Source organism: Psychroserpens sp. (assembly GCF_034670085.1).
Lineage (GTDB): Bacteria > Bacteroidota > Bacteroidia > Flavobacteriales > Flavobacteriaceae > Psychroserpens.
Map to the genome: position 1 here is coordinate 204,053 of NZ_JAXMOD010000002.1, position 12,077 is coordinate 216,129.

Here is a 12,077-nt window from a genome sequence, read left to right on the forward strand (position 1 = left end):
CTAATATACTAAAATGAATGTCAAGACAATTGTGCTTTTCTGTCTTTTTATCAGCTTTTTATTCAGTTGTCAAGATATTGAAATTCCACATATTAAAACTCAAATTATTCCTGTCCCTTCATCACATTACATCAATAAGGGAGCCTTTGTTTTAGACAATTCAACCGGAATTCAACATAATAATAGATTCAAAATTGCTGCTGAATTTCTAAAATCTTATATCGAAAAAGTAAGTAACATTAAGCTTGAAAGTAATTCCAAGATTTCATTAAATATAGACGAATCTATGACTAATGAAGGCTATTCCTTAGTAATTTTACCTAACAAAATAGAAATTAAAGCAAAAACAGATCAAGGCGCTTTTTATGCCGTTCAAAGTTTACGTCAACTTTTGCCTCCCGAATTTGAAAATGGTACTTATACCAAAAAAGAGATTGCAATTCCTTGTGCAACAATTAAAGATGCACCACAATTTCAATATCGTGGCATGCACTTAGATGTTGGTCGACACATGTTCTCGGTAGATTTTATTAAACGCTACATTGATGCACTTGCGATGCTGAAAATGAATACCTTCCATTGGCATTTAACTGAAGATCAAGGTTGGAGAATCGAAATTAAAAAATACCCAAAACTCCAAGAAGTTGCAGCTTTTAGACATGAAACATTAATTGGACATTTTAGCGACCAACCTCATCAGTTTGATGGCAAACGTTATGGCGGATTTTACACACAGGAACAGATTAAAGATGTAGTCGCTTATGCGCAATCGCGTCATGTGACAATAATTCCGGAAATTGAATTACCAGGACATGCACAAGCTGCTATTAGTGCTTATCCTAATTTAGGCTGCACAGGTGAACAGGTTGATGTGGCTGAAAAATGGGGTGTTTTTGAACATATTTATTGTTCTAAAGACGAAACCTTCCAATTCCTTGAAGATGTTTTAGACGAAGTCATTGCATTATTTCCAAGTGAGTTCATTCATATAGGAGGTGATGAAGCGCCAAAAACCAAATGGAAATTTTGTAACCAATGTCAGAACCGAATTAAATCCAAAGGTTTAAAAGATGAACATGAATTACAAAACTATTTCATTACTCGTATTGAAAAATATCTCAACTCTAAAGGCAAACAAATTATTGGTTGGGATGAAATTCTAGAAGGTGGTTTGGCGCCAAATGCAACGGTCATGTCTTGGCGAGGAACAAGAGGTGCAGTTGAAGCAGCAAAGCAAAAACACAATGTTGTAATGACGCCAACATCACATTGCTACTTTGATTATTATCAGTCTACAAATCCAGACGAACCTTTAGCTATTGGAGGCTATTTACCATTAGAAAAAGTATATAGTTTTAATCCAATCCCTTCAGAATTAAATAAAGAGGAAGCTAAATATATTCTAGGTGCTCAAGGGAATATATGGACGGAATACATGCCAACTGAAGATCAAGTTGAATATATGGCATTCCCAAGAATACTAGCCATGAGCGAAGTTGTTTGGTCAAAAACTGAAGACAAAAACTATTTAGATTTTGCCAAACGTGTTGAACATTTCAACAAACGATTAGATGCTCTAGATGTTAATTATGCGAATCATTTATATGAGATTTCAGGCGAACTCATTTCAGATAACAACAAAACAGAATATGCACTTTCAACGGTTTTAGATGACAAAACCATTCGCTATACTTTAGATGGTAGTGGACCCAAATTATCTTCTAAAATCTACACCCAAGCCATTCCAATTGAAAATAGCAAGACAATTAAAGCTGCTGTTTTTGATTCAGAACAAAGATTAGGTAACATCTTTTCTGAATCCATCAATTACCATAAAGGGCTTGGCAAAACCATTACTATCAATAAAGAACCAAGTCCTGTGTACTCTGGAAGTGGTACTCAAGGTTTGATTAATGGAATTTCAGGAAGTGATTCGCGTTATGGTGACAAAGAATGGTTAGGATTTTGGGGAGAAGATTTAGAAATAACTATTGATTTAGGAGAAGAAACAGAAATTAATTCTATTGAAACAAGATTCCATAATGGCAACGGACAATGGATTTATGCTCCTAAAGAAATTGCTGTTAGTTTTGACAACAAATCACCTTTTGTAATAGATATTTCAAATTCTACAGAATTATTAATTCCTATTAAAATTACGAAACCAGTTAATACACGAACCATTAATTTTAGCATTCCAAACTATGGAATCATTAAAGAAGGCAAACAAGGCGCTGGCAATAAAGCTTGGACATTCATAGACGAAATCATAATTAATTAATATGTTGTTAGAAATTTGTGCCAATTCATTCCTATCCGCCAAAAATGCTCAAGATGCTGGAGCACCTCGTATCGAATTATGCTGTGAATTATCCGTTGGAGGAATCACTCCAAGTTACGGTTTGATTAAACAAGTCGTTTCAGAATTAGATATCGAAACATTGGTATTAATCAGACCTCGAAGTGGAAACTTTCAATATTCCAAAGCTGATTTTGAGATCATGAAACAGGACATTAAAATCTGTAAAGACTTGGGTTGCCATGGTATTGTTTCAGGTGTTTTAAATCTCGACAATACGATTGATATAGAACGAACCCAAGAACTAATTGAACTATCAAAACCTTTGTCGTTTACCTTCCATCGTGCTTTTGATGTGGTACCAAACCCTGTAATAGCATTAGAACAACTCATTGATTTAGGAGTTCATAGAGTTTTAACTTCGGGACAACAACCAAAAGCCATAGATGGAATTGAAACTTTAGAAACTTTAAAATCTCAAGCAAACGACCGTATTACAATTTTGGTTGGCAGTGGAATTTCTTCTAAAAATGCTAAAAGATTTAAAGATGCAGGTTTTAACGAAATTCATGCTTCCGCTTCGGAAATTATATCAACAGCAACTTCAGTCTATTTTGGAAGCACACCTCAAACTATTTCAAATGTTACTGAAATTAAAGCGATTCTAAAACAAATCAACTCATGAAATTTAAAAGTCTCTTATTACTGGTTATTCTAATCAGTTCATGCCAACCTCAACCTCCTAAATCGATTGGAGATTCAAATATTTCGGTATTTGATAACACAAACTTGTATTTCGATATGGCATTTAAATCAGATTCTATAAAACGAGATGATAGTATTTTAAGATTAGATGCAGGACGTGTGCTTGTGAAAAAAGTAAAAATTCCTGTATACGAAAAACAACCCAATGCTACTGTTAATGTAACATTAACCTCAAATGGAGATCCTTGGGATAAATCGGGTTCTTTGTTTGTCATACCAAATCTCACAAATCTCAATCTTGTAGATTTTGAAACTGGACAATTTGATTTGAAGCAACTCAACGAAAAATATCCTGCGACTATTCCATTTCAAAAAGACAGTTTAAAATACATACCTAATGTTGAATTGTTACGATTTATGACACCTTTTGGCGTTGGTCATTTCACAAATGATGAACGTGTAAAAAACAGAAAACCGCCTTATATTCCTCATTGGGAAGAACAAGTAAAATGGTCTCAAGACATCACACACCTTATTCCATTATTAGAAGGTGAAGTTTATATTGGTGTTATGATTGACACCTGGACAAAAGAAGGTTACACTATTTCTGTCGATTTAAACTTTACAGAAAGTGCTATTCCTAATCATATTAAGACATCACAATCGGTTATTCCTTTAGTAAACACTAGTAAATATGCTTCAGAGCAACGACTTTATGATGATTTCTCAAAACAGCCAATTGAAGTAAACTTTACTACTGCTTCTATATACAAAAATGCAAAACTATACTTTATAACAACTGGTCATGGAGGTCATGCAGAAGGTGATGAGTTTGTGAAGAAAGAGCATCGTATTGATTTTGATGGTAAAACTATTAAATCATGGATTCCTTGGAGAGATGATTGTGCTAGTTTTAGGCGCTTCAATCCTACGTCTGGAACTTGGCTAGCCAAGGATTTCATGGAAGAGGAACTTTCAGATGATCGTATTGCATCGTCAGATTTATCGCGTTCTAACTGGTGTCCCGGAAGTGACGTAAAACCAGAAATTATGGATTTAGGAGATTTACAGCAAGGCGAACACGTTTTGAAAATTGCAATTCCTGAAGCCCAAGAAGCAAAAGACAATGAAAACAACTATTGGATGGTATCTGCTTATATCGTTTATGACAATTAAGATGAAAAAACTACTTTTCTACGTTTCCATTTTTATGGTGCTTTTTAGTTGCGAACCAAAACACGATGTTCCTATAACTATTGATTTGCACAACAATTGGCAATTTAAGGCAGTAACTGATTCCATTTGGAAGTCTGCTACTATTCCTGGAAATGTACATTCCGATTTATTTGATCATAAACGTATTGAAGATCCTTTTATTGGTAGTAATGAGGATAGTTTACAATGGATTTCAGAAACCAATTGGGAATACAAAACAAACTTTTCAATTGAAGCACAAACACTTCAAAAAAAGCATATCGAACTCAATTTTGAAGGTTTAGACACCTATGCTTCCGTATTTTTAAATGATAGCTTAATTCTAGATACCAATAATGCCTTTCGAGAATTTACAGTGGATGTTAAATCTATTCTAAAACTTGAAAATGATTTGCGTATCGTGTTAGAACACACCTCAATTTCCCAAGAAAAAGAAAAAGCAAAAGTATCCTATCAACTACCTGAAGGCCATCGCATTTTTACTAGAAAAGCACAGTTTCAATATGGTTGGGATTGGGGACCAAAACTGAATACTTCTGGAATTTGGAAACCTATAGAATTAAAAGCTTGGAATGATTTAAAAATTAAAGACATTGAATTTAAACAAGTAGAATTAAATGATTCAATTGCTATCCTTGCTCCATTTATAGACTTAAAAAAAACTAAAAGTAATGACTTAAATTATGAGGTTTTCCTTAATGACTCTTTACATGCTAATGGCAAATTGCTTGAGTATACACCTGAGGTATTGCCAATAATTACTATCAAAAACCCAAAACTCTGGTGGCCACATAATCTTGGTGAACCATATTTGTATGATATTAAGGTTGTTGTTCGTGATGACAAAAGAATTCTCGACAGCATATCTGTTAAAAAGGGATTAAGAACAATTGAGTTGGTAACCGAAAAAGACAGCATTGGAGAATCCTTCTATTTTAAGGTCAATGATGTTCCTGTATATATGAAAGGTGCGAATTACATTCCGCAAAATAGCCTGCAAAACAAAGTAACAGATTCGCATTATGAGAAGCTTTTAAATGATGTAGTAGATGCCAATATGAATATGCTCAGAGTTTGGGGAGGAGGCATTTATGAACAAGATGTTTTTTATGATTTATGTGATGAAAAAGGGATTTTAATTTGGCAGGATTTCATGTTTGCATGTGCCATGTATCCTGGCGATCAAGATTTTCTTAAGAATGTTCAAAAGGAAGCCATTCAACATATAAAACGTCTGCGAAATCATGCTTCACTAGCGTTATGGTGCGGCAATAATGAAAACTCTGAAGGTTGGCATCGTTGGGGTTGGCAAGCCAATAGAAGTGAAAAAGAAAAGGATGAGATTTGGAATAACTATCTAAAAGTCTTTGACCGTATTCTTCCTCAAGCTGTAGATCAGTATTCAAATACCAGTTACTGGGAATCATCTCCAAAATATGGTCGTGGAAATCCAAAATACAAAACTGAAGGTGATGCGCATGATTGGTGGATTTGGCATGATGCGTATCCTTTTGAACATTTAGAAGCGAATGTGCCACGATTTATGAGTGAGTTTGGATTTCAGTCATTTCCTAGTTATGAAGCCATTCGATACATTAATCAGAATGATTCTATAGAAATTACTTCAGACGGGTTTAAAAATCACCAAAAACATGTTCGCGGTTTCGAATTAATCGATGACTATATGCGACGTGATTTTCCTGTTCCAAATCATCCAGAAGATTATGTGTATGTAAGTCAGTTGCTACAAGCCTATGGCATTACCAAAGGTATTGAAGCGCATCGCAGAGCAAAACCTTATAATATGGGAACGCTCTTTTGGCAACTTAACGATTGTTGGCCAGCTGTGTCATGGTCGAGTATTGATTACTTTGGGAATTGGAAAGCCTTGCATTATCATGCGAAAAAGAGTTTTGAGAATGTAATCGCATCAACTAGTGTTGAAAATGACACTTTGAAAACGTATATCATAAATGATAAATTAGAATCCTTTCAAGATATGTTATGGATTCAAATTTTAGACTTTAATGGAAAAGTTCTTCATGACATTTATGAAACAGTGGATATTAAAGGAAATTCAAGTGCTATCAAATATCAATTAGATTTAAGCACACTTAATTTGAATACAAATGAAATTGTCGTGACTACAACGCTAAGTAATAAAACTACACATTTCTATCTATCTAAACCAAAGGATTTGAAACTCCAAATAGCTCCAATAAAACAAACTATTACTAAAACTGAAAGCGGATTTAAAATTCAATTGCAAAGTACAACACTTCAGAAGAATGTGTTTCTTTACACAATAAATAAAGGACATTTTAGCGACAACTATTTTGATTTGTTGCCGAATAAAGCAGTAACACTTACATTTGAAACGGAAGCTTCAAGCCTTGAAGATTTAAAAATTAAAAGTTTGAACCAATTAGTGAATTAACTACTTCGTACATTTAATCATGCGATCTTTACCAAATAAATCCTGTTTCAACACAATAGATTTAAAACCAAAGTCTTCTAAAAGCTGAATCATGTCCTGACCTAAATATTCGTTGATTTCAAAATACAAAACACCTCCTACTTTAAGCTTGGCTTTCGCAAACTCACAAATCGCTTTGTAAAACTGTAGTGGGTTTTCATCATCAACAAATAAAGCCAAATGTGGTTCATTGTCAAGTACATTGGGTTTAATTTCAGCTTTTTCTAGGTTTCTAACATAAGGTGGATTAGAAACAATAATATCATAACCAGTAGATGTAGACATATCTGGATTCAAAATATCATCATGAATGAAAACTACTTCTACACCATTCAATTCCGCATTTTGCTTTGCAATAGTTAACGCAGCTTCCGAAATATCTAAAGCATGAACCTTTGCTGCTGGAAGATTTTTTGCTAAAGAAATTGAAATACATCCTGATCCAGTTCCAATATCAAGGAGGTTTAAAGACTTCTCGACTGTGCTCGAAGTGACCCCTTCAATTATCAAGCTTACCAACTCTTCAGTTTCTGGCCTCGGAATTAAAGTGTGTTCATTTACTTTAAATGGCAAACCGTAAAATTCAGTTTCGCCTATAACATATTGTATTGGTGTATTACTTTTTAACACTTCTAAAGCACCTAAAAACAAAAGTTCTTGTTCTTTAGTGATTACATATTCAGGGTTTAAAACCAATTGAATTCGTTTTATACTTAAGTAATGTTCCAATAATAAATCGAAGAATGAATTGACTTCATCTTTGCCATAGTCATCATCTAATGACGAATGGAACCTATCAAGAATAGTTTTTAACCTCATAATGTCTTCGTCATCCAAACACCACATGAATAATGTCCTGTGTTTCCTAAAGGTTCTGTTCTATGCTCAAATCCAAAATCCTCATAAATATGAATAGCAGCTTTTAATTGTGAAGCAGATTCGAGATAGCAGATTTCAAATCCGAAATCTTTAGCCGCTTGTAAACACCTTTTAAACATGAGTTTACCAAAGCCTTTACCTCTAACCTTTGGTGAAAAATACATCTTTTGAAGTTCACATACATTAGCATCAAAATCTTGAAGTGGTTTTATTCCTCCACCACCTAAAACTTCATTTTCATTTGCAATTACATAATAAACTTCGCGTTCGCCTTGATAAGATTCGAACATAAATGGCGTTTCAGCATCTTCATAGGCTGTGCCTTTTAATGGAATTTTAAATTCCGGGAAACACCCTTTAATAATTGCTTCAATTTGCGGATTGTCTTCAGGACGTATTTCTCGAATAACAATAGTATCTTTGCTCACTGTAATAGTCTATTTTTGCTCTGTGAAGATAGTACAAATCTGAAAATACTCATATGAAGAAGCTTATAATCTTATCAACACTTGTCATCACTTTTATATCCTGTTCTGTAAAAGAAAAACCAGAATTTTTACGTGTTGAAAATATTAAAGTTTTAGAATCCACAAGTAAAACAATAACGCTTACAGCTGATGCATTATTTATGAATCCGAATGATATTGGAGGTGCATTAAAAACAGATGGTATAAAAGTTATTGTAAATGGTAATGAAATGGCTTCAGTTTCAACTGAATCGTTTGAAGTTCCAGCCAAGATAGAATTTTCTATTCCATTAAGAGCTGATGTTCCAACAGATAGTTTGTTTAGTGATAAAAGTTTAAGTGGCTTATTAGGAAGTTTATTCAGTAAAAAAATAAAGGTGCAATATAAAGGTGAGATTAAATATAAAGTTTTTGGTTTTTCACATACTTATGCTGTTGATGAAACCAAAGATGTTAAAATTAAATTCTAATTGGCTAATCACGAAATACACATACAACGCTGCATAGACATTGCCAAAAACGGATTAGGTAGCACTGCTCCAAATCCCATGGTTGGTGCTCTTATTGTTCATAATAATAAAATCATTGGTGAAGGCTACACTAGTGCTTATGGAGGACATCATGCAGAAGTGAACGCTATCAATTCGGTTAAAAACAAAGACTTATTAAATGAAGCCACACTTTATGTCACGCTCGAACCTTGCTCACATTTTGGAAAAACACCACCTTGTTCAGATGTCATCATTAAACATCAAATTCCGAAGGTCGTAATTGGTTGTATTGATGACAATCCTGAAGTTGCTGGAAAAGGCATTGCAAAACTAAAAGCGGCTGGATGTGACGTTTCGGTTGGTGTTTTAGAAGACCAATGCAAAGCGCATCACCAACGTTTTTTTACGTTTCATAATAAGAAACGACCATACATTATATTGAAATGGGCAGAAACTAGTGATGGTTTCATTGCTCCTCAAACTAAAGACAAGACTGAACCCGTTTGGATTACTAATATATATTCAAGACAATTAGTCCATAAATGGCGAGCTGAAGAACAAGCTATTTTAGTTGGAACCAATACGGTTTTAGAAGACAATCCGAGTTTAACGGTTAGAGATTGGACAGGACAAAATCCCATTAGATTTGTGATTGACCGCAACCATAAATTATCTAAAAAGCATGCTGTATTTAATTCTGAATCTGAAACTATTTGTATTTCCGAAAACGAAGTTGATTTTAAAAACCCTTTAGCTCAAGAAATTTGTAGTTATCTTCATTCAAAAGACATTAATTCAGTTATTATTGAAGGTGGATTGCGAACGCTACAAACCTTTATAGATGAAAACCTTTGGGATGAAGCTCGCATTTTTACTGGAAGATCAGAATTTAAAACAGGCACACAAGCGCCTAAAATTTCAGGAAAACTAATTTCAGAACAAACTATTGTAGAAGATTACCTAAAAATATATGTCAACAATTAAAACAATCATATTCGATTTTGGTGATGTATTCATCAATTTAGACAAAGAAGGTGCCATGAAAAATGCACTCGATATATTTGAATTAGATGAATTACCTGAAGATCTCATTGCCATCAATACGCTCTATGAACAAGGACTAATCTCTTCTGAAGAATTTATTGAATTCTATACTGATAATTTTCAGAAGCTATCAAAAAACAATATTATTGATGCTTGGAATTTCATCTTAAAAGATTTTCCGAAGAATCGCTTAGAATTCCTTCAGAATTTAAAACAGGAAAACAAGTATAAACTCATATTGCTTAGCAACACCAACGAAATTCATATTAATTGGGTTAAAGAAAAAGTGTCATTTTATGAAGAGTTTAAATCCTGTTTTGATCAGTTTTATCTATCACATGAGATCAATTTAAGAAAGCCAAATGAAGATATTTACCAATTTGTGTTAAAACAAAATAATTTAAAAGCTGAAGAATGTTTGTTTATAGACGATACTAAAGACAACACAGATACGGCATCTAAATTAGGCATTCATATTTGGAATATTGATGAAACTAAAGAGAACGTCATCGATTTATTCTCTATTAAAGAAGACTTGTTTTGATATATTTACTATTAAGCATAACAGCTTCAACGCTCATTTTTATCATTTTCAAACTTCTTGATAAATTCAAAATCAATACACTTCAAGCGATTGTTGTGAATTATTTCACAGCCTGTTTATTTGGTGTTTTGAGTTATGACAAACCTTTAAATGTCGGCGAAATTTTAGAATCAAAATGGTTACTTGGAGCTATTGTACTCGCATTCTTATTTATAGCTGTTTTTAATGTAATGGCAATTACGGCCCAACGTAATGGGATTTCAGTTGTTTCGGTAGCTTCTAAAATGAGTGTTATTATTCCAGTAGTTTTTGGTATTTATGCATACAACGAAGGTGTTGGAGCTCAAAAAATTATAGGAATTATTCTCGCACTTATTGCAGTATACTTGACCTCAGTACGACCAAAAACGACAAGTAATTTGGCTAAAGGTCTGTTGTTTCCTATTCTATTATTTTTTGGTTCAGGAATTATAGACACGTCTATAAAATATATTGAAACAACATACATTTCAGAAAATGGAATTCCTATATTTTCTGCAACCATCTTTGCGTTTGCGTTTATTATAGGCTCAAGTATTCTTATTTATAGGTCATTTAAGAAGTCACGTAACATTCCATTTAAAACAATAATAGCAGGTAGCGCATTAGGTATAGTTAACTACTATTCTATGTGTTATTTATTAAAAGCTCTAAATCATGAAAGTCTAGAAAGTTCTACTTTATTTACGGTAAATAATGTGGCAATTGTCATGATATCAACACTTTTAGGACTTTTAGCTTTTAAAGAATCAATCTCAAAAACGAATTGGTTTGGCATCTTGTTGGCTATAGTTTCAATTGTATTAGTAACTTTGTCTTAATGACTGAAAAAGACACGTATAACACAATAACCAAAGCATCTCCTGAAGTGCTTTTTAAAGATAAGAACAGTAAGTTTTTCGGTTATGCATTTCCTGTAAACACTGAAGAAGATGTAAAATCACATCTTGAAGATTTAAAAAAACAACATCACCAAGCAAGGCATTGGTGTTATGCGTATCAGTTAGGCAAGTCTGAAAATGACTATAGTTTTAGAGCTAATGACGATGGTGAACCCAATAATAGTGCAGGAATGCCAATTTACGGACAAATACAATCGTTTGATGTAACAAATATCCTTATTGTAGTAGTTCGATATTTTGGAGGCGTAAAATTAGGTGTAAGCGGACTTATTAATGCTTATAGAACTGGAGCTCAAATGGCTTTAGAAGCTTCAAAAATTGTATCCAAAACAATAAATATTGAATATAGTATCACGTTCGACTATAAAAATATGAATAAGGTAATGCGCATTGTAAAAGAAAAAAATCTAAATGTGATAAAACAAACTTTAGAATTAAATTGTGAACTTAATATTTCGGTAAGGTTAAATGAAGCGGATTCTATTTTTGAAATATTTGACCGTCTATATGAAATTGAAATACGAACATTGAACGATTAAATTTGCAGTTTATCTAAAATATATTCTGGACATCTTGTAGGTCGATTCTTATGAATATCCATAAATACCAAAACAGAATTTCCAGTTGTCAAAATTTCATTATTTTCATTTAAAATTTCATAATCAAATTCAATTTTAGCCGTCGGTTTTTTTACAAGTTTAGTTTTTACTTTAATGAGGTCGTCATAACACGCTGACTTTTTGTAATTTATAGATAAAGTAATTACGGGTAACATAATTCCCTCTTCTTCCATTTGTCTATAAGAAAAACCCATTTTTCGTAGCCACTCAGTTCGTCCTATTTCAAAATATTGAGCATAATTACCGTGATATACAACTCCCATTTGGTCTGTTTCTCCATATCGCACTCTAAATTGTATTTCATCAGGTTTAGTCAGATTCGTCATCGTTTTTGATATTTTTTTTGTAATTTCGACTCGATTTAAACATGAGGAAAAAATTCTAGAAAATCAACAC

At 33.1% G+C, this 12,077-nt stretch carries 12 protein-coding genes; 9 read left to right on the top strand and 3 right to left on the bottom strand.

Annotation, left to right across the window (positions count from 1 at the left end; genetic code table 11):
- The first annotated feature begins 13 nt into the window (after positions 1 to 13).
- The 4 genes from VOI25_RS04685 to VOI25_RS04700 are packed head-to-tail and all read left to right on the top strand — an operon-like array spanning position 14 to position 6,656.
- Positions 14 to 2,281, top strand: a complete 2,268-nt coding sequence (locus VOI25_RS04685) for a beta-N-acetylhexosaminidase (protein ID WP_323787839.1) — start codon at positions 14 to 16, stop codon at positions 2,279 to 2,281.
- A 1-nt stretch (position 2,282) separates the two neighbouring features.
- A complete protein-coding gene (locus VOI25_RS04690; protein ID WP_323787840.1) occupies positions 2,283 to 2,984 on the top strand; it encodes a copper homeostasis protein CutC in 702 nt (233 codons plus the stop codon).
- Positions 2,981 to 4,180 carry a peptide-N-glycosidase F-related protein gene (locus VOI25_RS04695; protein WP_323787841.1) on the top strand — a complete coding sequence of 400 codons (1,200 nt, stop codon included), beginning with the start codon at positions 2,981 to 2,983 and terminating at the stop codon, positions 4,178 to 4,180. The genes VOI25_RS04690 and VOI25_RS04695 overlap by 4 nt, the downstream gene beginning before the upstream one ends.
- A gap of 1 nt (position 4,181) precedes the next feature.
- Positions 4,182 to 6,656: a beta-mannosidase gene (locus tag VOI25_RS04700; RefSeq protein WP_323787842.1), complete on the top strand. Its 2,475-nt coding sequence runs from the start codon at positions 4,182 to 4,184 to the stop codon at positions 6,654 to 6,656.
- On the opposite strand, the gene prmC is transcribed toward VOI25_RS04700, so the two are convergent.
- A complete protein-coding gene (gene prmC, locus VOI25_RS04705; RefSeq protein WP_323787843.1) occupies positions 6,657 to 7,541 on the bottom strand; it encodes a peptide chain release factor N(5)-glutamine methyltransferase in 885 nt (294 codons plus the stop codon).
- The gene (locus VOI25_RS04710; protein WP_323787844.1) at positions 7,511 to 8,002 is read right to left on the bottom strand and encodes a GNAT family N-acetyltransferase; all 492 of its coding nucleotides are present in this window, start codon (positions 8,000 to 8,002) and stop codon (positions 7,511 to 7,513) included. The genes prmC and VOI25_RS04710 overlap by 31 nt, the downstream gene beginning before the upstream one ends.
- 53 nt (positions 8,003 to 8,055) lie before the next feature.
- Here VOI25_RS04710 and VOI25_RS04715 point away from each other — a divergent pair, with 53 nt between their 5' ends.
- The 5 genes from VOI25_RS04715 to VOI25_RS04735 are packed head-to-tail and all read left to right on the top strand — an operon-like array spanning position 8,056 to position 11,600.
- A complete protein-coding gene (locus VOI25_RS04715) occupies positions 8,056 to 8,511 on the top strand; it encodes a hypothetical protein (protein WP_323787845.1) in 456 nt (151 codons plus the stop codon).
- Positions 8,512 to 9,516: a bifunctional diaminohydroxyphosphoribosylaminopyrimidine deaminase/5-amino-6-(5-phosphoribosylamino)uracil reductase RibD gene (gene ribD / locus VOI25_RS04720; RefSeq protein WP_323787846.1), complete on the top strand. Its 1,005-nt coding sequence runs from the start codon at positions 8,512 to 8,514 to the stop codon at positions 9,514 to 9,516.
- Positions 9,503 to 10,120, top strand: a complete 618-nt coding sequence (locus VOI25_RS04725; protein WP_323787847.1) for an HAD family phosphatase — start codon at positions 9,503 to 9,505, stop codon at positions 10,118 to 10,120. Before ribD ends, VOI25_RS04725 begins: the two co-directional genes overlap by 14 nt.
- Positions 10,117 to 10,980 (top strand): EamA/RhaT family transporter, encoded by an 864-nt coding sequence (locus VOI25_RS04730; protein ID WP_323787848.1) that lies wholly within the window; start codon positions 10,117 to 10,119, stop codon positions 10,978 to 10,980. The genes VOI25_RS04725 and VOI25_RS04730 overlap by 4 nt, the downstream gene beginning before the upstream one ends.
- Complete coding sequence (locus VOI25_RS04735) at positions 10,980 to 11,600, top strand: YigZ family protein (RefSeq protein WP_323787849.1); 621 nt, start codon at positions 10,980 to 10,982, stop codon at positions 11,598 to 11,600. The genes VOI25_RS04730 and VOI25_RS04735 overlap by 1 nt, the downstream gene beginning before the upstream one ends.
- On the opposite strand, the gene VOI25_RS04740 is transcribed toward VOI25_RS04735, so the two are convergent.
- Positions 11,597 to 12,007 carry a thioesterase family protein gene (locus VOI25_RS04740; protein ID WP_323787850.1) on the bottom strand — a complete coding sequence of 137 codons (411 nt, stop codon included), beginning with the start codon at positions 12,005 to 12,007 and terminating at the stop codon, positions 11,597 to 11,599. The two genes, VOI25_RS04735 and VOI25_RS04740, sit on opposite strands and share 4 nt — an antisense overlap.
- Between the last annotated feature and the right edge of the window lie 70 nt (positions 12,008 to 12,077).